The organism is Streptomyces sp. NBC_00457 (genome assembly GCF_036014015.1).
Taxonomy (GTDB): Bacteria; Actinomycetota; Actinomycetes; order Streptomycetales; family Streptomycetaceae; genus Streptomyces.
This window is the reverse complement of record NZ_CP107905.1, coordinates 1583803-1610415: the sequence shown is the minus strand read 5'-3', so window position 1 is coordinate 1610415 and position 26613 is coordinate 1583803. Positions and strand designations below refer to the sequence as shown.

The window sequence follows — 26613 nt, the reverse complement described above, 5'->3', positions numbered from 1 at the left end:
CGTGGGCGGGCGACGGCGAAAGATGCGGACCCGAGGAGCCATCGATGGCCGCCAGTGAGCAGACCGACCCGCACGACCCGATCCGGGTCTTCCTGCTGGACGACCACGAGGTGGTACGACGCGGGGTGCGCGATCTGCTGAACGACGAGCCGGACATCACCGTGATCGGCGAGGCCGGCACCGTCGAGCAGGCCCTGGTGCGCGTCCCCGCCCTGCGCCCGCAGGTGGCCGTGCTGGACGTCCGGCTGCCCGACGGCGACGGTGTGACCGTGTGCCGGGAGCTGCGCTCGCGCATGCCGGAGCTGACCTGCCTGATGCTGACCTCGTTCGACGACGAGGAGGCGCTTCTCGACTCGATCATGGCTGGGGCGTCCGGCTACGTCCTCAAGCAGATCCGGGGCTCGGACCTGGTGTCCGCCGTCCGAACGGTGGCTGGGGGACAGTCCCTGCTCGACCCGAGCGCCACCACCAAGCTGATGGCCCGCCTTCGCAAAGGCCAGCACGAGGAGGCGCAGCCGGAGGCGCTGCCGGGCCTGACCGACCGGGAGCGGGAGATCCTGGCCTTGATCGGCGAGGGACTCACCAATCGCCAAATCGGTGAGCGGCTCTACCTTGCTGAAAAGACGGTGAAGAACCACATCTCCCGTCTGCTGGCCAAACTCGGTGTGGAGCGGCGTATTCAGGCCGCCGTCATCGCCACCCAGGCCCAGGACCGGATGAATCAGGAAGGCAGCCACTGAGGCTCCCGCGCCGGTGACCCGCGGTTGGGCGCTGGGCCGAAGGTCCCTCGGTTCGTCCCCGTGCGGCCCATGCCCTGCTCGCTCAACGGCCCGCAAGCTGACAGCGGACACCGGATTTCCCATGGGAGGGCGAAGGACATGAGCGTACGCGTGGGCATCAACGGTTTCGGCCGCATCGGGCGCAACTACCTGCGCTGCGTGCTGGAGCGCGCGGAGGCCGGGACCGGCACACCGGTCGAGGTCGTCGCGGTCAACGACGTCACCTCGCCGGCGACGCTGGCCCATCTGCTGGAGTACGACTCGACGTACGGCCGCCTCGGCCGCGCCGTCGAGCACGACGACGACTCGATCACCGTGGACGGGCACCGTATCGCCGTCACCGCCGAGCGCGACCCGGCGGCCCTGGCCTGGGGCGACCTGGGCGTGGACATCGTCATCGAGGCGACCGGCCGCTTCCGTAGCCGCGCCGACGCCGGACTGCACCTGAAGGGCGGGGCCCGCAAGGTGCTGCTCTCCGTGCCCGGCAAGGGCGTCGACGCCACGATCGTCATGGGCGTCAACGAAGGCACGTACGACCCGGACAAGGACGACGTCGTCTCCAACGCCTCCTGCACCACCAACTGCGTGGCCCCGATGGTGAAGGTCCTCGACGAGAGCTTCGGCATCGACAAGGGCCTGATGACGACCATCCACGGCTACACCAACGACCAGGTGATCCTCGACGGCCCGCACAAGGACCTCCGCCGCGGCCGCAGCGCCGCCGTCAACATCATTCCCACCAGCACCGGAGCCGCCCGAGCGGTCGGCCTCGTCCTGCCGGAGCTGGCCGGGACCCTGGACGGCATCGCCGTGCGGGTGCCGGTCGAGGACGGTTCGCTGACCGACCTCGCCGTGGTGCTGGACCGGCCCGTGACCGCCGACGAGGTCAACGCTGCCTACCGGGAGGCCTCCGAGGGCCCGCTGAAGGGCATCCTGCGGGTGTCCGACGCCCCGATCGTCTCCCGCGACGTCGTCGGCGACCCCGCCTCCTGCGTCTTCGACGCCCCGCTCACCCAGGCCCACGGCAACCTGGTGAAGGTCTTCGGCTGGTACGACAACGAGTGGGGGTACACCAACCGGCTCCTCGACCTCACCGAGTACGTCGCCGACCGGCTCCCGAAGGGCTGACCGGCGACGACTGCTGCCGGGGCGACCGCGCCGGATTCCCGTCCCGTCCCTCCGCCGGACCGTTACCGTGGCACATGACGGAACGGTCGGCGGTCGGAACGTTGCAGGGGACCTGGAGGATCACCGGTGGGAAGCCCCAAGCAGCCCAGGGAGGCCCTTGTCAGGCTGCCGCAACTGAGGCTGGACGAACTGCTCGAGGAACTGCAGGCCCGGCTCGACGCGGCCCGCGGCACCCGCGACAAGGTGCACAGCCTGCTGGAAGCCGTGCTCTCGGTCGGCCGTGAACTGGACCTCGAGCAGGCACTGCGCAGCATCGTGGAAGCCGCTGCGGTGCTGGTCGAGGCCCAGTACGCGGCCCTGGGCGTGATCGGACCGGACGGCAAACGGCTGTCGGAATTCCTGACCGTCGGCTTCACCAAGGATCAGATCGCCAAGATCGGTCACTACCCCGAGGGCCACGGCATCCTCGGCGAACTGATCCGGCGCCCCGAGCCCCTGCGGCTCGCAAAGATCTCCGAGCACCCCGCCTCGTACGGCTTCCCGGCCCACCACCCGCCGATGAACTCATTCCTCGGGGTCCCGATCCGGGTGCGGGACCAGGTGTTCGGCAACCTCTACCTCACCGAGAAGCGAGGCGGCGTCCAGTTCGACGAGGAGGACGAGTCGGTGCTGGCGACCCTGGCTGTCGCGGCTGGTGTGGCGATCGACAATGCCCGCCTGTATGAGGAGTCCCGCCTGCGCGAGCGGTGGCTGCAGGCGAGTGAGGAGATCACTCACAGTCTGCTGTCCGGCAGCGAGCGCGGCGAGGTACTCGGGCTGATCGCCGAACGGGCCAGAGAGATCACCGGCGCCGCACTGGCCGTGGTCGCGCTGCCGATGGAGGACACCGGCTCCCTGACCCAGGAACTGGCGATCGGGCAGCAGGCGGAGGTGCACCGCGGGCTGGTGCTGCCCGTGGAGGGCAGCCTGATCGGCGAGGCCTTCTCCCAGGCTGTCCCTGTGAGGAGTCCCGACATTGCCCACGACGGACGGGTCACAGCGGGCCCCCCGCACTTCGAGGGTCTCGGCCCGGCCGTGGCCGTCCCCATCGGCGCCGGCGACGGCGTACGCGGCGTGGTCCTGCTGGTCCGCGAGGCGGGGCGGACGGCGTTCACGGCGAAGGAGATCGAGCCGCTCCGGGGCTTCGCGGCTCAGGCCGCGGTGGCGATGGAGCTGGCGGAGCGGCGCCGGGACGCCGAGCAGATCGCGATGCTCCAGGACCGCGACCGGATCGCCCGGGACCTCCATGACCTGGCGATCCAGCGGCTGTTCGCCACCGGCATGACCCTGCAGAGCGCGGGGCGCTTCATCAAGCACACGGAAGCCTCGGAGCGAGTGCTGCGGGCCGTGGACGACCTGGACGAGACCATCAAAATCATCAGGTCGACGATCTTCGGTCTGCGTACCCGCGAGGGTGCGTCCGGGCCCGGCCTGCGGGCACGGGTGGTGCGTGTGATCGGGGAAGCCGCGCCCGTGCTGGGCTTCGCGCCCAGCCTGCGGATGGACGGCCTGCTGGACACCCAGGTCCCCGAGGAGACCGCCGAGCATGTCGTGGCGGTGCTCTCCGAGGCATTGACCAATGTCGCTCGGCACGCCCACGCCGACCGCGCCGCGGTGGCCCTCGAGACCGACGGCCGTCAGCTGCGGCTGACGGTCACCGACAACGGCGTGGGCATGCCGCCCGACGGCCGCCGGAGCGGTCTGCGCAACCTGGCCGAACGAGCTGAACAGCTGGGCGGGGAGCTGGAATTGAGCACTCCGGTCGACGGAGGCACGGCGTTGGTGTGGTGGGTACCGGTGCCCAAGGACTAGGGGCGCAACGATTCGGCGGCCACGGTGGTGAAGGCCATCCTCGTGCTGTTCGTCGCTCTGGTTGTCGTAGCAGTGTTCCCTGCTCGCGCGGCATGCCGAGGAGAAGGACGCGGGAGGTGCCGTGGACGCTGCCACCACCGCCCAGGCGTCTGCGCTGCGCCGCGCACGAGCGGTTCGTGACTTCGCCAGGGTTGCTGGGGGTGCGGAGCCTGGTGGCCGACTCGTGGCGGCGGTGCGAGACGTGTGGCGTACGCCCCGACGGCAGCCAACTGCTGTCGATCTCAGGGATGCCCATCCTCGACGTCGACAAGGCCAAGAGCGTTGCTGTCATCAAGCGCTCGATGGGTCACGGCTATGCGGGCATCGACAACGAGCTCTACACCAACCCCAAGACCGGCATGTTCTACTCCGACGCGAAGAAGGGACTGGCCGAACTCAAGGCCGCGGTGAGGGAGTTCGTCGGCTGACGGACACAGACTTTGAGCCCCCGGCGGACCGAGGGCTCAGGTCATGCCCGGGTTCTCACTCCTCCCGCACCATCTCGATCGCCCCGCTCGGGCATTCGGCCACGCACAGTGCGCAGCCCTTGCCGGGTCAGAGCTTGGTGATGGCGTTGTCGGGGCAGACGCCGTAGCAGTTGTCGCACGGGCAGCGGCGGGCCTCCGGTGCGTTCCGAGCCGAAGCTCGGGAACGCCTGCGCGCACCGACCCTCCACGAACGCCGCCACTGACAGCAACTCAGCCGCCGTGACTGGCGCGGTACAGAGGCCGAACGTCCCGAGGGGTACAGAGAAACGGGACGGGAGCCATGCCGTTGGCAGTCACTCGTGCGGCACGATGGCGACCGGGCAGCGGACATGGTGCATCACGGCGTGCGCGACCGGCCCTGTTTGGGCACCCAGCCTGGTCGGGCGAATCCTGCGGCCGACGACCAACAGGCCGGCGTCCGCCGCCGCGTTCAGCAGAAGCTGCGCCGGACGACCGCTCTCCACAAGCGCCCGAACGGTCACCGCCGGGTACTTCTCCCGCCAGGGCCGGAGCGCGGATGCCAGGGCGTGCGCGGCCTCTGCCTTTCCGTTCGCGGTGCCCGGGACGTGCCCGTAGGCGGATGACAAATGCGACGAGTGGACCGCGAGGAGTGATGTGGAACGCAGCGCCGCGCTCTCGAAGGCGAACGCAAGCATCTCCTCGCACGGGTGTGCCGCGTCCACGCCCACCACGACCTCGCGGTACGGGCCGTCGGCCGAGGGCCGGCCGTCGGCGTCCGGCATGTGCTCGGCCTCGGCGGTCTCGTCCGCCCGGACGAGTATCACGGGCCGCGGCACATGGGCCACCGTCGCCAGTGCCACGGAGCCGGCCAAGAATCCACCGAACCCGCTGAGCGCCTGGCTGCCCAGGACGAGCAGTTCGCCCTCCGCGCCAGCTGAGATGAGGGCCTCGGGCGCGGGCCGGGGAATCTGCTCGGCGCTGAGATACACCTGCGGATAGCGCTCGCTGATCCGGTCCATGGCGTCACGCAGGATCCGCCGCGCCCAGAAGCGCGGTGCGTCGAGCTCCGGAAGACGCGACTCCTCGGGCGACCACGCCTGCCACGCGTGCACCAGACGCAGCGGCAGGCCGCGCAGCAGAGCCTCCCTGGCCGCCCAATCGGCGGCAGCAAGGCTCTCGCGTGAACCGTCAAGTCCTACGACTACGGGGCGAAGCACGGCCAACACCTCCCCGGTGAGTTCCGCAGGCCGCCCTGCGGGGTCCCCCTAGGACCAGCATCTCCCTGGGGAAGAGGCCGAGGCATGGGCCGCGGGGCCTTGCTTCGGGGCCCACCGGAACCAGGGACAGGGCCACTCGGCCCATGTGCCCGGCGCGTTCGTGTCCGAAGCTGAAGGCGTCGCGTGACCACGTGGAGGAGTGAGCGATGGACCTCAACGACGTCACCACGATGACCAGCACGGCAGCGCCCCGTATGGCCGGGATGCTGCCCGTCGACTACCGGGGCAGGCTCATGAGCATGGCCCGCGATGTGGGTCTCCCTCAGGGCATCCGCCTGTTCAGTGAGGGTGAACGGGCCGACCACTTCTGGATCGTGCGTTCCGGCACGGTCGCCCTCGCTGTCCGCGTGCCCGGTGACGGCACGGCCGTAACCGAGCCGCTGGGCTTCGGCGACCTCGTCGGCTGGTCCTGGCTCACGCCGCCCTACGTCTGGCAGGCGGGCGCAGAGACGGTGACGTCGGTGCGCGCCCACGAATTCGACGCCGCCGCCGTACGGCAGATATGCCAGGCCGATCCGGCGATGGGGAGCGCGGTCGCCCGCTGGGTCGGCAGGGTCATCGACCATCGTCTGCGCTCGGCCGGCGCGCGCCTCAATCTGTAAGCCCCTAGCGCCCCGGAGGACGCCATGCACAGTACTCCGCACATCGTGAGCGATGTCATGACCAGTAGGGTCGTGGCCCTGCGCCGTGGCGCGACGTTCAAGGACATCGTGAAGGCCATGCAGCGGCGCAAGGTCAGCGCCCTTCCCGTGCTGGACGGCGAGAACCGGGTCGTCGGTGTTGTCTCCGAGGGTGATCTGCTTCCCAAGGAGGCGTTCCGCGACGGCGACCCGGACCGGTACACGCAGTTGCGGCGCCTGTCCGATCTGGTCAAGGCCGGCGCGGTCACGGCCGAGGAGCTGATGACCGCTCCGGTCATCACCGTCGGAGCGGGCGCGACCTTGGCGCAGGCCGCGCACCTCATGGCCCGGCGCAAGGTCAAGCGGCTGCCGGTCGTCGACGACCAGGGCGTGCTGCAGGGCATTGTCAGCCGCGCCGACCTGCTCAAGGTGTTCCTGCGGGACGACGAGGACATCGCCGGGCAGATCCGCCGCGAGGTCGTCGCCCACCTGTTCCCCACTCCGGTCGAGCCGATCCGGGTGGAGGTGCACGACGGGATCGTCACGCTCACCGGCCGCATCCGCGACACCGGACTCGTCCCCGTCGCCGTAGGCCTGGTGCGGGCCGTGGAGGGCGTGGTGGACGTGGACTGCGCGCTCATGGGCCAACGCCGCCATCCGGACCTCGACCCGGACCTCCCGGACGACGCGGGCACCATCCCGGACGCACCCGTGCCGAACGGCCCATAAGGGCCGGGGAACTTGGCCCGGACGTCCCGGCGAGCAAGCCTGGTCGGCCCCTGCTGGCGGACCGCGCACCGTGGCACGTTTCCAAGCGGCAGGTGTCACGAATCGCTCGCGGTACTCGTTAGGGGGTGTCCACCGATGGCGAAGACACAGCGCACGAAGGTGACGAAGGTGCGGTTCTGGCGGTGGCGGCGCAGCCCCCTGCGACGCCGCAGCGACCGCTTGGAGGCCTGGATCGTGCTCTGCACTTGGACTCTGGCCCTCCTGGGCGGCGTGTCCGCCGGCTGGATGGCCTCGGAGTCCGTGGCGGACGGCATCGCCTCACGGCGCGCGGAGGTCCACCCCGTAGCGGCCGTACTGACGCAGGACGCGGCCAAGACCCTGGCCTTGACGGCTTCCGGATCCAGCACCGGCACGGTATGGGCGAAGGCGCGCTGGACGGCCCCTGACGGCTCCGCGCGTACGGGCCCGGCGAAGGTCGAGCCGGGCAGCAAGACGGGCACTGCGGTCACCGTGTGGACGGACCGCACGGGCAAGCTGGTCTCCGAGCCCGCCACCGCGACCGAGACGAAGTTGGAGGCGGCATTCGCGGGGGTGCTGATCGGGGCGAGTGCCGGTGGCGGCGTGCTGCTGTGCGGGTGGCTCGTGCGCGAGCTGCTGGCGCGGCGGCGCCTGGCCGACTGGGACGCCGAATGGAAGCGCATCGGCCCTCAGTGGAGGAAGCGGATGATCGGTTGAAGTGGTGGAAGCGGATGACCGGCCGACAGGGCCGACCGGGCCTCGTACAGGGCCGGTCGGCCCACGCACGTCTCGGCCCCGCAGCGTGACGCTGGAAGTGACGAAGAGTGAAGAGGAGGGCGACATGAGCGGCATGATCGAGCGGCTGCCGGGCTGGCCGGCACTGCCCGACCTCTTCGGCTGGGTCGAGGCCGGCATCCCCGGGACGCACACGATTCCCGGGTCGCACGCCATCCGCATCGAAGAGCACATCGCGGACGGGACATACGTGCTGCGCGCCGAGCTCCCGGGCATCGACCCCGCCAAGGACGTCGAGATCAGCGTCACGGAAGGCGTTCTGACCCTGCGGGCCGAGCGCAGTGAGGAGACAACGGAGAAGCACCGTACGGAGTTCCGGTACGGCACCTTGACCCGCTCCGTCCGGCTGCCCGCCGGAGCGAGGGGTGACGAGGCGACCGCCGATTACAAGGACGGTGTCCTGACCATCACGGTCCCTGTCCCGGAGGAGAAGGCGGGCACCAGGACCATCCCCGTGCGGCACGCGTGACCGCGGACTCACGCGGCGTCGCACCCGTGTGCGCGGCCGGCACTCCCGCTCGGCCGCGCACACGTCTGTCCGACCCCACCCGCTGCAGTGTGCAACGCTCAGCAGATACGCGGGAGTTGCTCACCCAGCGGCATGTCCACCACGCGCCGGGCGCCGACCAGCGTGCGAAGCGTCACCCGGCCGCGGGGCCCGTCGGTGAGGACCTCACCGATGCGGACAGCGTTCCGTCCCTCGGGGAGCGACCGCATCGTCGCGAGCGCCTCGTCCGCCGCCGACGGCGCGACGAAGGCGACCATGCAGCCCTCGTTGGCGACGATCAGCGGATCGAGGCCGAGCAGATCGCAGGCGGAGGCGACCGCTTCCGGCACCGGGACGCAGCTCTCGTCGATCTCGACGGCGACGGAGGAGTCGCGGGCGATCTCGTTGAGGGCCGCGGCGAGTCCGCCACGGGTCGGGTCGCGCAGGGTGTGGACGTGCTCGCCGAGCGGCGCCAGAGCGCGTACGAGGCGGTGCAACGGCTGGCTGTCGGAGGCGATGTCACTCTCGAAGCCGAGTCCTTCACGGGTGGACAGCACCGTGGTGCCGTGCAGCCCGATCGGGCCGGAGAGCAGGACGGCGTCCCCGGGACGGGCGAGCGCGGCGGACAGGCGCAGTGCCCCGCGCCGCCGGCCGATGCCGGTGGTGTTGATGAAGATCTTGTCGACCGCCCCCCGGCCCACCACTTTCGTGTCGCCCGTGATGACCGGCACGTCGGCGGCGTGGGCCGCCTTGCCCAACGACTGGATCACGGACCGCAGTTCAGCCAGCGGCAGCCCCTCCTCGACGATGAGGGCGACGGACAGGGCGAGCGGCCATGCGCCGCGCATGGCCAGGTCGTTGATGGTGCCGTGCACGGCGAGAGAGCCGATGTCGGCGCCGGGAAAGAACAACGGGCTCACCACGAAGCTGTCCGTGCTCACCACCAGGTCGGGGTGACCCGGCAGCAGCGCCGCGTCCTCCAATGGGCCGCTCTGGTCACCGAGGGCAGGCAGTACGACCGTGTCCAGGAGCTCGGCGGTGAGCCGGCCTCCGGCGCCGTGACCGATCAGAACGACTTCGTCCTCGTGGAAGGGAGTGGGGCAGGCGAGAGTCATGACGGTGACACTTCCTTCGTACGGCCGGCCGCATGGAACGCGGCGCAGGTGCCCTCGGCGGACACCATCGGCGCGCCGAGCGGATGACGGGGAGTGCAACGGGTGCCGTAAGCCGTGCAGTCGGTGGGGAGCCGGGCGCCGGTGAGGATGGCGCCGGCGATGCACTCGGGGTCCTCAGTCGGGCACAGCCCGCTGACGTCGAAGCGGAGCGCCGCATCGAACTGCCGGTAGCTTTCGGCGAGTTCGAGACCGCTGTCGGGCAACGCGCCGATACCGCGCCATGCCCGGTCGGTGACGCGGAAGACCATGCGGACCGCATCCTGCGCCTCCGTGTTGCCCGAGCGCCGCACGGCCCGCACATACTGGTTCTCGACCTCGAAGCGTCCCTGCTCCAGCTGGTCCACCGCCATCAGGATGCCCTCCAGCAGGTCGAGCGGCTCGAAGCCGGTGATGACGATCGGCACCCGGTAGCGCTCGGCGATCGGCTCGTACTCGCGCCAGCCCATCACCGCGCAGACGTGCCCGGCGGCGAGGAAGGCCTGCACCTCGCAGTCGGGGTCGTCGAGCAGTGCGGTCATCGCGGGCGGTACGAGGACGTGGCTGACGAGCATCGAGAAGTTCGTCAGGCCCAGACGGTCCGCGTGCAGGACGGCCATGGCGTTCGCAGGGGCTGTGGTCTCGAACCCGACCGCGAGGAAGACCACTTCACGGTCCGGCCGCTCCTGGGCGATACGAACCGCGTCCATCGGCGTGTACACGACGCGTACATCCGCGCCGCGCGCTCGCAGCGACAACATGTCGGTGTCAGAGCCGGGAACGCGCAGCATGTCGCCGAAGCTGGTGAAGATCACGCCGGGGCGGGCGGCGACGGCCATGGCGCGGTCCAGGGTCTCCAGCGGGGTGACACACACGGGGCAGCCGGGCCCGTGGATCATGCGGACGCCCGCCGGGAGGAGTTCGTCGATGCCCTGCCGGACCAGGGTGTGGGTCTGGCCGCCGCACACCTCCATGATCCGCCAGGGCCGCGTCGCCGTGTTCCGCAGCTCGTCCAGCAGGTGGCGGGCGAGCGCCGGGTCGCGGTACTCGTCGAGGTACTTCACCGCGGGTCACTCCTTGGCACGCCGGAGAAGAGGTCGCACTGAACGTCGACCACTCCTTCGACGGCGCGTACGAGGCGGGCGGCCACCGGCACCAGCGAGGTGTCCCTGATCCGCCCGGTGAGCGTGACGACTCCCTCGGTGACCTCGACCCGGATGGGTTCGACGGGAGCCGGGAACAGGTGCGTGACGATCTCGCGGCGGACCTCCTCGGCGATGTCGTCGTCGCCCCGCAGGAACACCTTCAGGAGGTCGGCCCGGCTGACGACGCCTTCGAGCAGGCCCTCGGCGTTGACGACGGGCAGCCGTTTGACCTTCCGCTGGGCCATGATGCGGGCCGCTTGGGCGAGGGTGGCGTTGGCGTGGACGGTGATGGCCGGTGCGTTCATCAGGTCCGCCGCGGTCAGCCCGCCCGCCTTGGCCAGGTCGGCGAGGCGGTCCCGCTGAGTGAACCGGTCGGGGTCGCTGTCGCGGAACTCCTCCTTGTGCAGTAGATCGGCCTCGGAGACGACGCCGATCACCCGGCCCTCGCCCTCCAGCACGGGAAGGGCGCTGACCTTCCACTGCCCCATGAGTTCCACGATCTCCTTGAACGGGGCATCGCGGCCGACGGCGACGACGGTGTGCGTCATCACGTCGCTCACGATGCGCGGGCTGCCGAACATGGCGTCCTCCCTTGCTGCTCAGGTGCGTTCGACGGTGAGGTCGAGGAAGTGGGTCGCGCAGGAGATGCACGGGTCGTGATTGCGGATGAGCCGCTCGCACAGGTGCGTCAACTCGTGGTCGCTCGCGTCGTGGTCGGTGATCGCGGTCTGGACACTTCGGACCAGGTCGTCCTCGATGGCGCCTTGGTTCTGTGCGGTGGGCGGCACCAGCTGGGCATCGGTGACGGTGCCTTCGGCGTCGAGCCGGTAGCGGTGGTAGAGCAGCCCGCGCGGTGCCTCGGTCGCGCCGTGGCCCGTTGCCTCGACGGGCGGTACGTCGACGTACGGGCGGGGCGGCGGCTCGTAGGCGTCGATGATCCGCAGCGCCTCGTCGACCGCGTACACCACCTCGACGGCCCGCACGAGGACCGAACGGTACGGATTGCGGCACTCGGGGCCCAGCCCGGCCTCACGGGCCGCCTCCAGCGCCGCGGGTGACAACAGGTTCCCGCTGATCGCGTACCTGGCCAGGGGGCCCGTGAGATGACGCCGCCCGTCGAGGCGGGAGTGCAGCGCGGTGGAGTGCGGCACCTGCGCCTCGCGGACATGGTCGAGGAAGGAGGGCAGGGGGAATGTCGTCAGCGTGCCGTCGGCGCGCAGCCTGGTCGGGGTGCCGCCCTCGATGGCGTACGTGCTCGGGGAGGCCAGCGCCAGGAAATCGGCGTCGACCACGGCGTCTGGGAAGTCGAAGCCCGCGACCCAGCGCACCGTCTTCCTCGCGTCCTCGGCCGCGCGACGCAACTGCTCGGCCAGCGGGCGGAGTTCGGCGGACGTGGGAGTCCGATGGAAGCCGCCGAGGCGCACGTTGACGGGGTGGATGGCGCGGCCGCCCAGCTGCGTGAGGAGAGCGTTTCCCGCCTGCTTGAGCCTGAGTCCTCGCTGCACGGCGGTGCGATCGGTACGGGCGAGGTCCACGGCGCTGTCGCAGCCGAGGAAGTCGGGTGCGTGCAGCAGGTAGATGTGCAGAGCGTGGCTCTCGATCCACTCGCCGCAGTACAGCAGCCTGCGCAGATCCCGGATCGGCCGGTCGACGGTGACACCGCAGGCGTCCTCGATGGCCTGGCAGGCGCTCATCTGGTACGCCACGGGGCAGATCCCGCACACCCGGGCGGTGATGTCGGGCGGCTCGGTGTACGAACGGCCGCGCAGGAACGCCTCGAAGAAGCGCGGCGGTTCGTAGATCTGCAGCCGTGCCTCCTCCACCCTGCCGTTGTGAACGCGCAGATGCAGGGCGCCCTCGCCCTCGACGCGGGCGAGCGAGCCGACGCGCAGGACACGGGAACCGCGGTGGGTCATGGCTGACGCTCCTTCGCGAAGGCGGCGGCATTGAAGGTGCGGAGGAAGCGTTCTGTATCGCGGTCGTCCATGCCGTCCCGGTGCAACAGCGGTATCAGCGCGGGCAGGTTGACCGATCCGGACGGGCCGAAGCAGCCGTAGCAGCCGCGCCCGTACGCCGGGCAGATCGCCCCGCACCCGGCGTGGGTGACCGGACCGAGGCAGGGCGTGCCGTGAGCCACGGTCACGCAGACCGTGCCGCGTCGCTTGCACTCGAAGCACACGCTGTGGTTGGGGACATCGGGCTTGCGACCGGCCAGGAACGCGGTGATGACTTCGAGGAGCTGGCCGCGGTCGATGGGGCAGCCACGCAGCTCGAAGTCGACGTCCACGTGCGCCGAGACGGGAGTTGAGGTGGCCAGTGTGTCGATGTAGTCGGGACGGGCGTAGACGGTCCGCGTGAACTCCTCCACGTCGGAGAAGTTGCGCAGGGCCTGGATACCGCCGGCGGTCGCGCAGGCGCCGATGGTCACCAGGAAGCGGGACTGCGCGCGGATCTCCTGCACGCGCTCCGCGTCGGCGGGCGTGGTGACCGAACCCTCCACAAGCGCGAGATCGTACGGGCCGGGCCGAAGGGCGCTGGACGCCTCCGGGAAATGGGCGATCTCGACCTTTTCCGCGAGGGCGAGGAGTTCGTCCTCGCAGTCGAGGAGCGTGAGCTGACAGCCGTCGCAGGACGCCAGCTTGAACACGGCGAGCGTGGGTGCGGTCATGTCACAACTCCCGTACGGAGAGCAGAGAACCAGCCTGGTCCCAGCCGATCACCGGGCCGTCCCGGCACAGCAGGACACCGCCCAGCTGGCAGTGGCCGCAGTGTCCGGTGGCGCAGCGCATGTTGCGCTCCAGTGAGACTCGGATGCGCTCGGCGGGCAGACCTCGGTGGAGCAGGTCGCGGGCGGTCGCGCGGATCATCACCTCGGGACCGCAGATGAACGCCGTGGTGTTCTCCGGCTCGAACCGGGCGCCGTTCAGCAGGGTGGTGACGACACCGACCTGGCCCCGCCAGCCGGCGGCGGGCCGGTCGACGGTGACCGCGCAGTGCAGCGGGCCGTGCGCTGTCGTCCAGGCGCCGAGCTGTCGGGCGTAGAGGAGGTCGTCGGGGCTACGGGCGCCGACCAGGAGGCCCAGCCGTCCGTACTGGTGCGGGTCGGCCAGCGCGGCGAGCACCAGCGGTCGCAGCGGGGCGAGACCGATACCGCCCGCGACGATCAGCAGGTCCTGTCCGGCCGCCCGTTCGAGCTCCCACCCGATGCCGAAGGGGCCACGCAGACCGACCTGCGCACCCGGCCGCAGCGCGCACAGCGCGGCCGACACCGCCCCGACCGAGCGGACCGTGTGGATGAGTTCCCGCCCTTCGATGCGCGACACCGAGACAGGGATCTCTCCGACCCCGAAGGCGTACACCATGGCGAACTGTCCGGGCGCGAAGGGTGCGAGCCGCGCAGGGCCCACCGGCGCGAGCGCCAGGCTGACCGTGTCAGTGGTCTCGTCGCGCACCCGGGTCACCTGGTACGGCAGGGGGACTTCGCTCATGGCCGGCTCCCGCTGCCGTAGGGGGCGTACAGGTCGAGGAGGCGGATACGGGAGGCGTGCAACCGGTGGGCGACCACACGTCCGACCCAGGTCGCGACCTCCCGCCCGAACGCCGGGTTGTTCGCGCACATGGCTCGTACAGCGTCCGCGTCGAACTCGTAGGCTCGCACCGGGCTCAAGGCCTTCGCGCCCAGTTGCCACAGGTACGGCGGGAAATGCCAGGACCAGCCGACCAGTTCGCCGTGTCCGAGCGACTCGATGACGGCCGCCCGGCGGCCCGGCACATGCAGGTCCAGCACGACCGTCCCGGTACGAATGATCCAGAACCGGTCGGCACGCCGGCCTTCCTCGAACAGGCGGGTTCCCGCTTCGAAGGACACTTCGCGGGCGATCCGCATCAGACGTTCGCGATGCTCGGCCGGAAGGGCCGCGCTCAGATTGGTGGTGGAGGTCATCGCTCCGGCTCCTTTCCTTCGTCTTGTCGCAGCCGGGCGGCGAGCTCGTCGTGGAGCGCCGTCGCCTCCTCGGTGATGTCGATGCCGACCGGGCACCAGGTGATGCAGCGTCCGCAGCCCACGCAGCCGGAGCTGCCGAACTGGTCGTACCAGGTGGAGAGTTTGTGGGTGAGCCACTGCCGGTAGCGGCTGCGCGGCGAGGAGCGCACCGCGCCGCCGTGCAGGTACGAGAAGTCGAGGTCGAAGCAGGAGTCCCAGCGCTGCCACCGCTCGGCGTGGTCGCCGGTGAGGTCGGTGACCTCCTCCGTGGTGGTGCAGAAGCAGGTGGGGCAGACCATGGTGCAGTTGCCGCAGGTCAGACAGCGGGCTGCGACGTCGTCCCAGCGGTCGGCCTCCAGGCTCCCGCCCATCAGCGTGCGCAGGTCCACAGGCGGCATGGTCCGGCCCATCCGGTCCCGGGCGGTATCCACCGCGTCCCGGGCGGCGGTCGCCGTCTCCGGATCGGCGGGACGGTGGGGTACGAGGGCGAGGACCTCGTCCCCGGCCTCGCTGCCGACACGGACCAGGAAGCGGTGCCCCGCCTCGTCGACGATCTCGGTCAGCGCCAGGTCGAAGCCCGCCTCGGCCGCCGGTCCGCTGCCCATGGAGACGCAGAAGCAGGTGGCTCCCGGTTCGGTGCACTCGGCGGCTATCAGGAAGGCACCCTGACGACGTTCCTGATAGCCGCTGTCCTGGTAGTGGCCTCCGGCCAGCACCCGGTCCTGGATGGCGATGGCGCGCAGGTCACAGGGGCGCACACCGAGGAAGGCATACGACGGCTGCTCCTCATGTGCTGCGGTGACGGACAGGTGCCCGTCGGCCGTACGGTCCGCGCTCCACAGCTTCTCGCGCTGTGGGTGCAGGAACGCCTTCCACGACTGCGGGCCCGCCGTGTGCGCGAAGGCTCCGCCGTCCTCGCGGGGGACGAGCCGGTAGCGGCCCGCCTCGACCTCGCTGCCCCAGCCGAACGGCAGCTGGTCGGCCGAGGCGAGCTCGGCCAGGACCACGGCACCGTCCCGTACGGTCGGGCCGATGACCGTGCGTCCCTGGGCGCTCAGCGTCTTGACCAGCGCGTCGAGCCCGTTCCTGTCCAGGACCGCGGCTCTGGGGCTGTCTGTCATGGTTCCCCTCCGGTATGCCGTGGGGGCTGCTGACCCCATCGTCGGCGCAGGTCGGGCGGGACGCCACGGGCCGCCCGGGCCTCGTAAAGGGGCCATTGGGCCCCAGGTGTCCGGACCCACCGGATCAGGCAGACCTTTCGCCGGTGTCCAGCCTGAGCTGCGTCTTCGCCGAGAAGAGGTGGATGTCGTCCGGGCGGACCGTGACGCGCAGCTGCTCCCCCTTGCCGCACGTCTGCCGTCCCGGGGTCCGGACGATGATCGGCGTGGCCTCCTGGCCGACCTTGGCGGTCGTGTGCAGACAGACCACGGCGCCGGTGTCCTCCACCGCGTCGACCACGAGCTCCAGGCCCGGAGTCTCGAGGTCGTCCTTCGACAGGATGGTGAACCGCTCCGGTCGGATGCCGAGCACGATCTCCGCGGAGCCCTCGTCGTGCGCGGCACGCCGCAGAGGCCGGGGCAGCCGCAGCCCGCCGAGATCGATTCCGGCCGGCTGATCCGACTGTGGGACGACGCGGAACTCGCCGTCGTACTGGAGCCCGCACATGCCCGGCCCGGCCATCCCGGCCGCATCTACCGTCTCCAACTGGACGCCGCCGAGCTGGGGCGCCCGGCGGCCATGAGCCCGCACGGTCTCGGTGAGGCCGTGGAACTGGCGCGGGTGCTGGGGCGTCTGCCGGGTCGGCTGGTGGCGTACGCCGTCGACAGCGGGGACACCTCACTCGGCCAGGGGCTTTCCGAGCCGGTTGCGACATCGGTCGAAGCCCTGGTGCGGCGAGTGGAGGACGAGATCGCCCGTCACCGGGTCGCAGCGGCGCCGGACACAGCCGGCCTGGGCGCGGCATGACGGAGCGGGAAGGGCCCCATCCGCTTCTCGCGGATCCTGATTGCGCGGTGCGCGGCTGTCGGCCGCTTCTCCGCGTCTGCTCGGGTCCTTCCCGCCGACTCCAGCACAACACGAGGCACGCGAGTCCGCCAGGGCCGAACGGCCCCACGTCGGACTCCCGGCCTTGGTGCGGTGCACGTCGTCAGGGTCGCCGGCGTACGGCACTTCATGGCGTGACGGGAGCCGCACATCATCAGTAGGGAAGGGGCCGTCCGGAGGGTGTTCGGAGATCGGGGGGCTCCGGTTCGCGCGGAGTCCGGGGGCGCCTGTCCCCCTGCATCCGCTTCATGGTCGTCGCCTCCTGGACGAGGTCCGCGGTCTGCCGGTCTTTCCGGCACCGCGCATACGTCAGCCTTGTCGATGACCAGCGGTCCGACCATGAGGCGACCGGCCCTGACCGAGGGCCATGTCGGCCCACGTGCCGGGCCGACACGCCCCATCACTGCGGGCGGCTCGTGGACAAGGGCCGCTTCGGACCTCCGTTCGGACCGGTCGGCTCACGCGTCGCGGCTCGTGTCGGCGTTGGCTGGAAGTGAAAGGAATGACGCCGACCCGAGGGGAGTGAGGGCAATGGGTACGAGTCTCACGCCGGAGTTCTGGGGGCGTTTTGCCGTCCTCCTGGTTGCGGCCATGGGTGTGACCTTCATCCTGACCGCAGTGCTCGACGCATGGGCCGTCCGGCTGCTGCATCGGCGCGTGCGCGGGGCACCGACGCAGGTGGCGCTCCGTTCGACGACCGATGATCAATCCACGCCCGGTGCGAGCACCTTCGTCCGCCACTGAGGGACGTGGCGGCAAACCCTGGGGCCCGCCACGGGCATGCCGGCTGGCTGATGAGACGAGTGCTACGCGGCACCGCTCCGCCGGAGCGACGACACACCGACAGCCCGGAGCGGTGAGGCGGTCCGGTCGGCGGCGGGCACTGCGACCACGGGGACCGTCGCGTGCGGCAGGCACGCGCGGCCCACCGTGCCGACCGGGGGCAGCCCGTGCTGTCCGTGAGCCTTGCGTCCCAGGGCCAGCAGCAGGGCGCCGTGCGCCTGTTGGAGCAGCACCTGTTCGGGCGGTCCCTCCACGAGCACGGCGCGTACGGCGCTGTCGATACGTGGACCGAAGACCTCTCGTACCGCAGAGGCGAGCAGCTCCGCAGCTTGGTCGCGCTGCTCCGTGACCGTCGGGAGCGCGGACACCGGAGCGTAGGGAGCGAACCGGGGCCCGACCGGTTCCCAGGCGTGCACGGCGACGACTTCGGCGTGCAGGGCGTGAGCCTGCTCGGTGGCCCAGCGCAGTGCCGCCATGGACGCCTCCGACCCGTCGATGCCCACCACGATGCTGTTGCCCACGGGTTCTGTCATGGCTTCCTCCCGGAACGGCCTCTTGTTCCACGGTGCCGTGAGCCGGGTGGGCGGGGCCTGGGCCGAGTGTCCCCGTGCGCATGCCGGTCGGTCCCTTGTCCGCGGTCGCGGTCGGCGGCTCAGTACAGCGAGGCGGGCCAGCTCATCAGGACGGCGGTGATGACACCGGCGTCGAGCAGTACGCCGAGGGACAACCAGGGGTTGAACCAGAGGGCCTTGAGCACCAGGCCGACGGACGCAGCGAGGATTGCGGCGGTGGCCCAGCCGCTGCTCTGTGCCGCGGTGGCCGCGCCCGCGATGACGTACAGGATGGTGGTCACCGAGGCCAGGCCGACGGCGGCCGAGCTGACGACCCGCGCCTGGGGCAGTCCGGCCGTGGCGAGTGGCCACGAGTGCCGTGGGTCGAAGGGCTCGTTCCTGTCGTCCTGTGCCAGCCAGACAGGCAGATGGACGAGGCCATGGAGGAACAGGAAGGTGGCGACGAGCGCGGTGGTCACGGCAGGTACTCCGGTTCGTGGCCGCCCTGGTCGAGCCGGAACGGCGGGTACACGTCGGTGAGGAGGGCCGCGTAGGCGGCGGTGCGCAGCACCCAGCGGTTGAGCCCGATCACGAGGTCGAAGATGCCGCGGGGGTAGCGTCCGGTGAAGGCCAGGGCGATTCCGGCGAACAGGGTCAGCAGGCCGATCAGCCCGCCTTCGGCCCAGGGCACACGGAATCCGCCGATCAGGAAGGCGAGCACCGCGTAGTGGGGGATGGCCAGCAGCCACCACTTCACCCACACGAGGCCGCGGGAGAGGTGCTTGGGGTACGTCACGTCGAAGTGCGCCGGGTAGTCGGGGACCTCGGCGAGCGTGAACGGCGGATAGCGGTCGGTGCCGAGAGCGCCGTACGCGTAGTAGGCGACGCGCCAGGTCCACCGGAGCACCCCGGTGTTGAAGTCGAACAGGGCGCGTGGATAGCGGCCGGTGAAGGCAATCGTGAAGAACGCCGCCACGCTCACGCCCACGAACGCCACCCACAGGAAGAACAGGACGACGTAGTGGGGGATGGCGAGCAGCCACTTCACCAGCCAGAGCCAGCGGGACAGTTGCGGGTCGAGGTCCGCGGTCAGCCGGGCCGGCTGGACCGGGGGTGTGGTGTGCGTGCTCATGGCGTCCATCCCTTCGGAACCGAGGGGGATTCACTTCCCGAAGCACTGGTGTTCGCTCGCTGCCTCCCCTTCGTCTGCCGCAGGGTTTTGCGCAGCCAGGGCTTCGCCTTCAGCGTCCGGCGTCGGAGGCGAGCGGCACAGGGGCTGACGGGGCAGGCGGCTGGGCCGAACGGCCCCTCAACGCCCTTGCGAAGGTCCCGGCAGCGGCTCTCCCAGTTCGTTTTCCACCGCGTCAGCCATGGCGCGCAGCACGTCGAGGGTCCGCTCGGCCTCCGCCTCGTCGACCTCGGTGATGGCGAAGCCGACGTGGACGATGACGTACGTGCCCACGTCCGCCGTCGGCGTGTAGGCCAGGCACACCTCGCGCCGTACGCCACCGAAGTCGACCGTGCCCATCCGCAGGCCGGCGCCGTCATGGACCTCTGTGATCCGGCCGGGGATACCCAGGCACATCGTGCTCACCCTTCCTTCGCGAGCAGAGCGGACGCTACCGCCGCCTGCCCATAGCTGATACCGCCGTCATTGACCGGGACGGCGTTGCCGGTCAGGATCCGCAGTCCCCGGGCGCGCAGGAGTCGCTCCACCTCGGTCAGCAGACGCCGGTTCTGGAAGCAGCCGCCGCCCAGACACACCGTGTGGAGGTCGTCGGCGGCGACGGCACGCTCGACCAGCGCCGCGGTCACCTCGGCGACGGTGGTGTGGAACCCGGCGGCCGCCTCGGCCACCGGGACACCCGCGGCGAGTCCTTCGAGGAGTGCGGTGAGCGTGGGTGTGGGGTCGTACACCCACAGTCCTTCGACGAGCGTCAGGCGCCAGGGAAGCGCGCCGACGCGCAAGGACCCCGCCGCGCTCTCCAGGGCCACGGCGGCCTGTCCCTCGTACGACACGGTGTCCCCCAGGCCGAGCAGGGACGCGACGGCGTCGAACAGCCGTCCCGCGCTGGAGGCTTGCGGACAGTTGACCCCGCGCTCGATCAGGGCTCGGACCGAGCGTGACTCGCGCTCGTCGAGGCGGTCCGTGAACGCCCGCGTGAGCCAGGGCGCGGGCCGGGGCACACCCAGCGGCTCCAGCCCGTGGAGGTAGCCGAGCGCCATCCGAGCGGGGTGCCGGACCGCGGCCTCTCCGCCGGGGAGCGGAGCCCGCGCGAAACGCCCCACGCGGCGGTAGCCGGTCAGGTCCGCGACCAGGATCTCGCCGCCCCAGAGTGTGCCGTCGTCGCCGAGGCCGAGGCCGTCGTAGGCGACGCCGACGAAGGGATCGGTCAGGCCGTGCTCGGCGGCCACAGCGGCCACGTGCGCGTGGTGGTGCTGCACGGGGATTCTGCGCTCCACGGGCTGGGCCTGGGCCCATTGTGTCGACAGATAGCCGGGGTGCAGATCGTGGGCGACGGCGCGCGGGCCTATGCCGGTGAGACGGGTGAGATCCGCGTACGAGGTCTCGAAGGCGTCGTACGTCGCCGCGTCGGCGAGATCTCCCGTGTGCGTCCCGAGATGAGCTCGGCCGCGCTCGGCCAGCGTGAAGGTGTGCTTGAGCTGCGCGCCGGCGCCCACGAGCGGAAGTGCGGCGGGAACCGGCAGCGGAAGGGGCGCGGGTGCGTAGCCGCGGGCCCGGCGGAGTACGAGGGTGGCGCGGCCGACGGTGTGGACGACGGAGTCGTCGTAGCGGGCGCGGATGGGTCGATTGTGCGTCAGGAATCCATCCGCGACCGCCGCGAGTGCCCGTCGGGCTTCGACATCGTCCGTGGCGATGGGCTCGTCGGCGAGGTTGCCGCTGGTGACGACGAGGGGCCGGTCCAGCTCGCGCAGGAGGAGGTGGTGCAGTCCGGTGGTGGGGAGGAAGAGGCCGATGCGGCGGGTGCCGGGGTGCACTTCGGGCAGTTGCGAACGTGCCGTGACCAGTACGACGGGTCGCTGCGGGGAGGTCAGTACGTCTCGCGCCTGCGCGCTGATGTGTGCCAGTCCCCGTGCTGTCGTGAGGTCGCGCACCATCACGGCGAACGGCTTGGTCGGCCTGTGCTTGCGCCGCCGCAGCTCGGTCACCGCCGCTTGATCGGTGGCGTCGCACACCAACTGGTAGCCGCCGAGCCCCTTCATCGCGACGATGCCGCCGTCCTCGACGGCTTTCACCGCCGCCTGAAGGGCCTCCTCACCCCTCAGGTCGTTCCAGGCGAGGCGGGGCCCGCACACGGGGCAGGCCAGCGGTTCGGCGTGGAAACGCCGGTCGCCGGGATCCCCGTATTCGGCCGCGCACGAGGGGCACAAGGGGAAGCGGCGCATGGTAGTGCGCTCGCGGTCGTACGGCAGGTCCTCGATCACGGTGGCGCGCGGGCCGCAGCCTGTGCAGTTGATGAAGGGATAGCGGTGCCGCCGGTCTCCGGGGTCGAACAGCTCCCGCAGGCAGGCCTCGCACGTGGCGGCGTCGGGCGGGATCTCGCGTGGCGCTGCGGACGGGTCCGTCTGGCTCGTGCGGACCGTGAAACCGCCCTCGACGGGTGTCTCTTCGCCGGACACGTCCGTCACCTCGATGCGGCGGACGGCGGCCAACGGCGGCGGGTGCTCGCGGAGACTCGAGATCAGCTCGCGCAGAGCAGCGGGGTGTCCGGCGGCGGTCACCTCTACATGACCGTTGATGTTGCACACCCATCCGTCGAGGCCGAGCGCGGTTGCCGTCCGGTGTACGAAGGGGCGGAAGCCGACTCCCTGGACCCGGCCGAGGACCTCGATGCGCTGGGTGATCCGTTCGTTCATGGCTCGTCCTCACGGGAAGGACGCCCGGTGTCGGTGCGATAGCGGGCGATCTCGTCCGCCACGCTCTGCACCAGGGCGTCCACCTGTGCCGCGACGGGGGCCGACAGCCCCCTGCCCAGGCTTCTGTCGGTGCCCTCGACGGCGTACACCACGAGACGACCCGGCAGCCGGCCCAGGACGCGGGACAGCTCTACGGCCTCGCCCAGCCCCAGGCCATGGGAACTCGTCGCCCCGGCCTTTCCCCAGTGTGTGCTGTCCAGGGCGAGCCGGTGGACGCGACCGGGGACAGCTGGCTGGGCGTCCGCGGCGTCGAGCACGATGGCCAGCCCGGCGTTCTCCCAGAGACCGAGCAGCCGACCGGGGTCGCCGTCGCAGGTCTCCAGGACTGTGCCGGACGGCAGACGTCCGGCGCCTCGGTACTCCGTGAGACGTGCGATCACGGCCCACCCCACCCCGTCGTCGTGGCGGAACTCGTTGCCGACCCCGATGACCACGATCCCGGGGGCGCCGGCCGTCGTCCCTGCTTCCTCACTCCGGGCCATGTGATCATCCTCGGCTTCCCGCGAGGGGAACGCCATGGGCCGAACGTCCCGGTCAAGGGCCGAACCGTCCCTTCTGCCGCCCGGTGGGCAGTGGGACGGTGAGCGTGGTAACCCGTCCGGGCGCTGCGATGTGCAGCCGGGACTCAAGGTGGTGGAGACGATGGAACTGCCCCTGATAGTGGGTGTCGACGGATCCGAGGCGAGCCTCATGGCGCTCGACTGGGCGGTTGACGAGGCGGCTCGGCTCGGGCTGCCGCTGCGGCTCGTGTACGGCTCCCTGTGGGAGCGCTACGAAGGCGCCGCACCGCCGGGCAGCCCGGAGCGGCCGTCCGGGCAGGTGATGGCGGAGAACATCGTGGGAGTCGCGACCGAGCGCGCCCGGCGGCGCAATCCTGAGGTGAAGGTCTCTGCCGAGGTGGTCCCCGAGGAAGCGGCGGACGCCCTCCTGCGCGAAGGCAACAACGCCTCCGCCCTGGTGACGGGATCGCGCGGCCGCGGCGAACTGAAGGGCCTCCTCCTCGGCTCGGTGAGCCTGGCCGTGGCGTCCCGCGCCCACTGCCCCGTGTACGTGGTTCGCGGCGACAAGGCCGCCCTGGAGAGCACGCACGAGCGGATCCTCCTCGGGGCCGGTGAGCCCGCCACGGGCGGTGAGGCGGCGCGGTTCGCCTTCCGGGAGGCCGATGCACGCAAGTGCACCCTCGACGTCGTACGTGCCTGGCGATGCCCCGCGCACGAGACCACCGACCATCCAATGCTGGCCGACGCGCCGGCGCGCCACCACGAGGAACGGGCATCCGACCTGCTCGACGAGCTGATCCACGACGCCGCGGCGGACCATCCCGGTGTCCGGGTGCGCCGCGACACGGTCGAAGGGCCGGCCCGCAAGGTGCTGCTGAACCGCTCGGCCGCCGCGGACCTCGTGATCATCGGCGCCCAGCGCAGGCACGGCCACTTCGGCCTTCAGCTGGGCCGGTTGGGGCACACGCTGCTGCACCACGCGGACTGTCCCGTGGCGATCGTCCCGCAGCGGGTCTGACCGTGAATCCACCGGCCGCGCCGCCCGAGACGTCCCGCAGTGCACTCGCGCCCGCACTGCGGGACATCCAAGCTGTCGTCTTCGACACCGACGGGGTGATCACCGACTCGGCCCGGGTGCACGCCGCCGCCTGGCGGACCGCCTTCGACGCCCATCTGCGCGCCCACCCGCCCGAGGATCCGCAGCAGCGGCGCCCGTTCGACCCGGTCGACGACTACCTGCGGTACGTGGACGGCAAGTCCCGCCTCGACGGCGCCGCCGCATTCCTCGCTTCCCGCGGCCTCGACGCGTCGGCCGACACGGTGACGTCCGTCGCCGCCTACAAGGAAAGGCTGTTCACGGAACGGCTGCGCACCCACGGTGTCGACGCTTATCCGGGGACGGTCCGGCTGGTGCGTGCCCTGCGCCGCGCAGGGGTACCCGTGGCGGCGGCCTCCGCCTCCCGGCACGCGGGTGAACTCCTCGCCCACGCTGGGGTGCTGAACCTCTTCGACGCCCTGGTCGACGGCGGGGAGGCGGCCCGGCTGGGCCTGGCGGGCAAGCCGCAGCCCGACCTCTTCCTGGAGGCGGTCCGCCGCCTCCGTGTCGCTGCCGCTCGTGCGGCGGTTGTCGAGGATGCGCTGGCGGGTGTGGAGGCGGGCCGCAACGGTGGGTTCGCGCTCGTCGTCGGCGTGGACCGGGCCGCCGGTACGGACACCGGCGCGAGACTGCTGCGGCACGGCGCCGACATCGTCGTACGAGATCTGGGAGAACTGCTCGCGGGAGGGGCACCGCAGTGACGGCAGGGACGGACTGGACCTGGGAGTACGACGGGTATGAAGCGGCAGACGAACGCCTCAGGGAGTCGCTGTGCACCCTGGGCAACGGGTACTTCGCCACCCGTGGCGCGTTCCCGGAGTGCGTCGCCGACGAGGTGCACTACCCCGGCACGTATGTCGCCGGCTGCTACAACCGGCTCACCTCGGACGTGGCCGGACGCCGCGTCGAGAACGAGGACATGGTCAACGTCCCGAACTGGCTGTCGCTGCGCTTCCGCCCGGTCGGCGGAGAGTGGCTCGTGCCGGATGCGGTGACGGTGCTCGACCACAGGCAGGTGCTGCATCTCGCCTCCGGGCTGTTGGAGCGCCTTACTCGGTACGCGCTCGGGGAGGGACGGGCGCTGTTCGTTCGGCAGCAGCGGTTCGTGCACATGGCCGATCCCCATCTGGCGGTCCTGCGTACCGAGTTCACCGCCGAGGGCTTCGCCGGTGCCCTCAACGTCGAGGCGACGCTCGACGGGGAGGTCACCAACTCCGGGGTCGCGCGGTACCGCGCGTTGGACGGGCGACACCTGACCCACGTCCATACGGGCACGGCTGCCCCGGACACGGTGTGGCTGCGGTGCCGGACCCGTACCTCGGACATCCGCATCGGCATGGCGGCCCGTCTGACCGCCGACGCGCCTGTCGCGGACCGGCACGAGGGTCCGTGTGCCACGCAGCGCGTACGCCTTGACCTGGCACCGGGCCGTACCGTCACCGTCGACAAGACCATCGCCCTGCACACCTCCCGCGACCCCGCGATCAGTGATCCGCTGGCCGCCGCTATCGACCGGGTGGGGCGGGCGCCGGGCTTCGATGACCTGCTCGAAGCTCACCTCACGGCCTGGGACCGTCTGTGGCGTCGGGCCGCACTCGACATCGCCGACGGGGAGGCTGGCAGCATCCTGCGGCTGCATCTCTTCCACGTCCTGCAGACCCTCTCGCCGCACACCGCCGACCTGGACGTGGGCGTGCCGGCCCGGGGACTGCACGGCGAGGCGTACCGGGGGCACGTCTTCTGGGACGAGCTGTTCGTGCTGCCGTACCTGAATCTGCACTTCCCGGAGGTGTCCCGGGCCCTGCTCCGGTACCGTCACCGGCGCCTGGACGAGGCCTGCACTGCCGCTCTGAAGGCGGGCCGGAGGGGTGCGCTGTATCCGTGGCAGAGCGGCAGCGACGGCCGCGAGGAGACCCAGCGGCTCCACCTCAACCCCCATTCGGGGCGCTGGCTGCCGGACCACTCCCACCTTCAGTACCACGTCGGCTCGGCGATCGCGTACAACGTGTGGCAGTACTGCGAGGCGAGCGGCGACGCCGAGTTCCTGCACACCAAGGGTGCCGAGATGCTGCTGCAGATCGCCCGCTTCTGGGCGGACTCGGCGGTCTACGACGAGAGTCTGGGCCGGCACCGGATCCGGGGCGTGGTCGGCCCGGATGAGTACCACGACGCCTACCCCGACGCGAAGCTGCCCGGCCTCGACGACAACGCGTACACCAACGTCACCGCCGCGTGGGTGCTCACCCGCACCCTGGAGGTGCTGCAAGCCCTGCCCGAACCCCGCCGCCGCGAACTCCTCGAACGCACCGGCCTGGACGGCGGCGAACTCGAACAATGGGAGGACGTCTCCCGCACCCTCCACGTGCCCTTCCACCGGGGAGTCATCAGCCAGTTCGAGGGCTATGGCGACCTCGCCGAACTCGACTGGGACCGCTACCGCAAGCGCTACGACGACATCCGACGACTGGACCGGATCCTGGAGGCGGAGGGCGACACCGTCAACCGTTACCAGGCGTCCAAACAGGCCGACGTGCTGATGCTCGGCTACCTGTTCTCGCCTGCCGAACTCCAGTCGCTCTTCAGTCGGTTGGGGTACCGGCTCGACGAGGGCACCTGGTCACGCACCGTCGACTACTACCTGGATCGAACCAGCCATGGCTCGACACTCAGCGGCCTGGTCCATGGCTGGGTGCTGGCCAGGGCCCGGCGGGCCGAGGCGTGGATGTTCTGCCAGGAGGCCCTGCGGGGTGACATCGCGGACCTCCAGGGCGGCACCACCGGTGAGGGCATCCACCTCGGCGCCATGGCCGGCACCCTCGACCTCGTCCAGCGTGGACTGACCGGGCTGGAGACCCGCAGCGGGGCGCTGTGGCTCGACCCCGTGCCGCTGCCGGAGCTGTCGTCGTACGGGTTCGCTGTCCAGTACCAGGGTCATTGGGGCGTAAGGCTCCGGCTGGAGCGCGGACGGCTGGAGATCGCGGTGCCGTCCTCCGACCGTGATCCGATCGACGTCCGCCTTCCGAACCGCACGGTCTGTCTCCAACCGGGGGAGACCTACCAACTGATGCTTCCCGACTGATCGTCGCGCCGGGGCGCGGTTTCGCCAACTTCTTGAGCGAGCCTGCGACTTCGGCAAGCAGCTGTCGGCAGGGGCCGGACGGTCCGGAGGGAGGGCCTGGCAGCCCCTCCTGCTCTGCTTGTCGAGACGCGACGCTGGCCATGAGGAGCAAACCGAGCATTGGAGGTGCGCG

The 26613-nt window shown here is 70.9% G+C and carries 29 protein-coding genes and 1 pseudogene; 13 read left to right on the top strand and 17 right to left on the bottom strand.

Features of this window, described 5'->3' with window-relative positions:
* Positions 1-44: 44 nt before the first annotated feature.
* From OG828_RS07465 to OG828_RS07450, 4 genes are all read left to right on the top strand, one after another.
* On the top strand, positions 45-740 hold the full coding sequence (locus tag OG828_RS07465) for a response regulator transcription factor (RefSeq protein WP_328437222.1): 696 nt from the start codon (positions 45-47) through the stop codon (positions 738-740).
* A 138-nt stretch (positions 741-878) separates the two neighbouring features.
* Positions 879-1907: a type I glyceraldehyde-3-phosphate dehydrogenase gene (gene gap / locus OG828_RS07460; RefSeq protein ID WP_328500550.1), complete on the top strand. Its 1029-nt coding sequence runs from the start codon at positions 879-881 to the stop codon at positions 1905-1907.
* Positions 1908-2033: 126 nt separating this feature from the next.
* Positions 2034-3758 carry a sensor histidine kinase gene (locus tag OG828_RS07455; protein ID WP_328500549.1) on the top strand — a complete coding sequence of 575 codons (1725 nt, stop codon included), beginning with the start codon at positions 2034-2036 and terminating at the stop codon, positions 3756-3758.
* Between the two features lie 176 nt (positions 3759-3934).
* Entirely contained in the window at positions 3935-4225 is a 291-nt protein-coding gene (locus OG828_RS07450) for an NAD(P)(+) transhydrogenase (Re/Si-specific) subunit beta (protein WP_328500548.1), read from the top strand.
* Positions 4226-4280: 55 nt separating this feature from the next.
* Here the strand turns inward: OG828_RS07450 and OG828_RS07445 are convergent.
* Positions 4281-4343: pseudogene (locus OG828_RS07445) on the bottom strand (hypothetical protein); the annotation flags it as partial.
* A gap of 235 nt (positions 4344-4578) precedes the next feature.
* Positions 4579-5463, bottom strand: a complete 885-nt coding sequence (locus OG828_RS07440; protein WP_328500547.1) for a universal stress protein — start codon at positions 5461-5463, stop codon at positions 4579-4581.
* A gap of 230 nt (positions 5464-5693) precedes the next feature.
* On the opposite strand from OG828_RS07440, the gene OG828_RS07435 reads away from it, so the two are divergent.
* The 4 genes from OG828_RS07435 to OG828_RS07420 all read left to right on the top strand — a co-directional run bounded on the left by OG828_RS07435 (position 5694) and on the right by OG828_RS07420 (position 8154).
* Complete coding sequence (locus tag OG828_RS07435; RefSeq protein ID WP_443060270.1) at positions 5694-6125, top strand: cyclic nucleotide-binding domain-containing protein; 432 nt, start codon at positions 5694-5696, stop codon at positions 6123-6125.
* Between the two features lie 24 nt (positions 6126-6149).
* On the top strand, positions 6150-6872 hold the full coding sequence (locus OG828_RS07430) for a CBS domain-containing protein (protein ID WP_328500546.1): 723 nt from the start codon (positions 6150-6152) through the stop codon (positions 6870-6872).
* Positions 6873-7007: 135 nt separating this feature from the next.
* Positions 7008-7607: an Rv1733c family protein gene (locus OG828_RS07425; RefSeq protein WP_328500545.1), complete on the top strand. Its 600-nt coding sequence runs from the start codon at positions 7008-7010 to the stop codon at positions 7605-7607.
* A 124-nt stretch (positions 7608-7731) separates the two neighbouring features.
* Positions 7732-8154: an Hsp20/alpha crystallin family protein gene (locus OG828_RS07420; RefSeq protein WP_328500544.1), complete on the top strand. Its 423-nt coding sequence runs from the start codon at positions 7732-7734 to the stop codon at positions 8152-8154.
* Positions 8155-8252: 98 nt separating this feature from the next.
* Here the strand turns inward: OG828_RS07420 and hypE are convergent, their stop codons facing one another.
* The 9 genes from hypE to OG828_RS07375 form a co-directional block, all read right to left on the bottom strand.
* The gene (gene hypE, locus OG828_RS07415; protein WP_328500543.1) at positions 8253-9287 is read right to left on the bottom strand and encodes a hydrogenase expression/formation protein HypE; all 1035 of its coding nucleotides are present in this window, start codon (positions 9285-9287) and stop codon (positions 8253-8255) included.
* The gene (gene hypD / locus OG828_RS07410; protein ID WP_328500542.1) at positions 9284-10387 is read right to left on the bottom strand and encodes a hydrogenase formation protein HypD; all 1104 of its coding nucleotides are present in this window, start codon (positions 10385-10387) and stop codon (positions 9284-9286) included. Before hypD ends, hypE begins: the two co-directional genes overlap by 4 nt.
* Entirely contained in the window at positions 10384-11049 is a 666-nt protein-coding gene (locus tag OG828_RS07405; RefSeq protein ID WP_328500541.1) for a CBS domain-containing protein, read from the bottom strand. The genes hypD and OG828_RS07405 overlap by 4 nt, the downstream gene beginning before the upstream one ends.
* Positions 11050-11067: 18 nt before the next feature.
* Positions 11068-12384 carry a Ni/Fe hydrogenase subunit alpha gene (locus OG828_RS07400; RefSeq protein WP_328500540.1) on the bottom strand — a complete coding sequence of 439 codons (1317 nt, stop codon included), beginning with the start codon at positions 12382-12384 and terminating at the stop codon, positions 11068-11070.
* Positions 12381-13136: an oxidoreductase gene (locus OG828_RS07395; RefSeq protein ID WP_328437209.1), complete on the bottom strand. Its 756-nt coding sequence runs from the start codon at positions 13134-13136 to the stop codon at positions 12381-12383. The genes OG828_RS07400 and OG828_RS07395 overlap by 4 nt, the downstream gene beginning before the upstream one ends.
* Before the next feature lies 1 nt (position 13137).
* The gene (locus OG828_RS07390; RefSeq protein WP_328500539.1) at positions 13138-13956 is read right to left on the bottom strand and encodes an FAD/NAD(P)-binding protein; all 819 of its coding nucleotides are present in this window, start codon (positions 13954-13956) and stop codon (positions 13138-13140) included.
* Entirely contained in the window at positions 13953-14411 is a 459-nt protein-coding gene (locus OG828_RS07385; protein ID WP_328437207.1) for a Crp/Fnr family transcriptional regulator, read from the bottom strand. Before OG828_RS07385 ends, OG828_RS07390 begins: the two co-directional genes overlap by 4 nt.
* Entirely contained in the window at positions 14408-15571 is a 1164-nt protein-coding gene (locus OG828_RS07380) for a 4Fe-4S dicluster domain-containing protein (protein WP_328437206.1), read from the bottom strand. Before OG828_RS07380 ends, OG828_RS07385 begins: the two co-directional genes overlap by 4 nt.
* 124 nt (positions 15572-15695) lie before the next feature.
* Entirely contained in the window at positions 15696-15980 is a 285-nt protein-coding gene (locus tag OG828_RS07375; protein ID WP_328500538.1) for a TOBE domain-containing protein, read from the bottom strand.
* A 21-nt stretch (positions 15981-16001) separates the two neighbouring features.
* Between OG828_RS07375 and OG828_RS07370 the strand changes: the two genes are divergently transcribed.
* Positions 16002-16415, top strand: coding sequence for a peptidase M52 (locus OG828_RS07370; RefSeq protein WP_328500537.1), 414 nt, complete (start codon positions 16002-16004; stop codon positions 16413-16415).
* A gap of 609 nt (positions 16416-17024) precedes the next feature.
* Positions 17025-17237, top strand: a complete 213-nt coding sequence (locus tag OG828_RS07365; protein WP_328437203.1) for a hypothetical protein — start codon at positions 17025-17027, stop codon at positions 17235-17237.
* Positions 17238-17299: 62 nt separating this feature from the next.
* Here OG828_RS07365 and OG828_RS07360 read toward each other — a convergent pair whose 3' ends face one another.
* The 6 genes from OG828_RS07360 to OG828_RS07335 all read right to left on the bottom strand — a co-directional run bounded on the left by OG828_RS07360 (position 17300) and on the right by OG828_RS07335 (position 22248).
* A complete protein-coding gene (locus tag OG828_RS07360) occupies positions 17300-17809 on the bottom strand; it encodes a universal stress protein (protein ID WP_328500536.1) in 510 nt (169 codons plus the stop codon).
* Positions 17810-17928: 119 nt separating this feature from the next.
* Positions 17929-18306: a hypothetical protein gene (locus tag OG828_RS07355; RefSeq protein ID WP_328500535.1), complete on the bottom strand. Its 378-nt coding sequence runs from the start codon at positions 18304-18306 to the stop codon at positions 17929-17931.
* Complete coding sequence (locus OG828_RS07350) at positions 18303-18959, bottom strand: DUF4389 domain-containing protein (RefSeq protein WP_328437200.1); 657 nt, start codon at positions 18957-18959, stop codon at positions 18303-18305. The genes OG828_RS07355 and OG828_RS07350 overlap by 4 nt, the downstream gene beginning before the upstream one ends.
* 177 nt (positions 18960-19136) lie before the next feature.
* Positions 19137-19412: a HypC/HybG/HupF family hydrogenase formation chaperone gene (locus OG828_RS07345; RefSeq protein WP_328442292.1), complete on the bottom strand. Its 276-nt coding sequence runs from the start codon at positions 19410-19412 to the stop codon at positions 19137-19139.
* A 5-nt stretch (positions 19413-19417) separates the two neighbouring features.
* The gene (hypF, locus tag OG828_RS07340) at positions 19418-21706 is read right to left on the bottom strand and encodes a carbamoyltransferase HypF (RefSeq protein WP_328500534.1); all 2289 of its coding nucleotides are present in this window, start codon (positions 21704-21706) and stop codon (positions 19418-19420) included.
* Complete coding sequence (locus OG828_RS07335) at positions 21703-22248, bottom strand: hydrogenase maturation protease (RefSeq protein WP_328500533.1); 546 nt, start codon at positions 22246-22248, stop codon at positions 21703-21705. The genes hypF and OG828_RS07335 overlap by 4 nt, the downstream gene beginning before the upstream one ends.
* Before the next feature lie 160 nt (positions 22249-22408).
* Between OG828_RS07335 and OG828_RS07330 the strand changes: the two genes are divergently transcribed.
* Genes OG828_RS07330 through OG828_RS07320 form a run of 3 tightly spaced genes read left to right on the top strand, consistent with a single transcriptional unit; the run spans position 22409 to position 26441 of the window.
* Complete coding sequence (locus OG828_RS07330) at positions 22409-23284, top strand: universal stress protein (RefSeq protein ID WP_328437197.1); 876 nt, start codon at positions 22409-22411, stop codon at positions 23282-23284.
* 2 nt (positions 23285-23286) lie between these two features.
* Positions 23287-24063 carry an HAD family hydrolase gene (locus OG828_RS07325; RefSeq protein ID WP_328437196.1) on the top strand — a complete coding sequence of 259 codons (777 nt, stop codon included), beginning with the start codon at positions 23287-23289 and terminating at the stop codon, positions 24061-24063.
* Positions 24060-26441, top strand: a complete 2382-nt coding sequence (locus OG828_RS07320) for a glycoside hydrolase family 65 protein (protein ID WP_328500532.1) — start codon at positions 24060-24062, stop codon at positions 26439-26441. Before OG828_RS07325 ends, OG828_RS07320 begins: the two co-directional genes overlap by 4 nt.
* Positions 26442-26613: the final 172 nt, after the last annotated feature.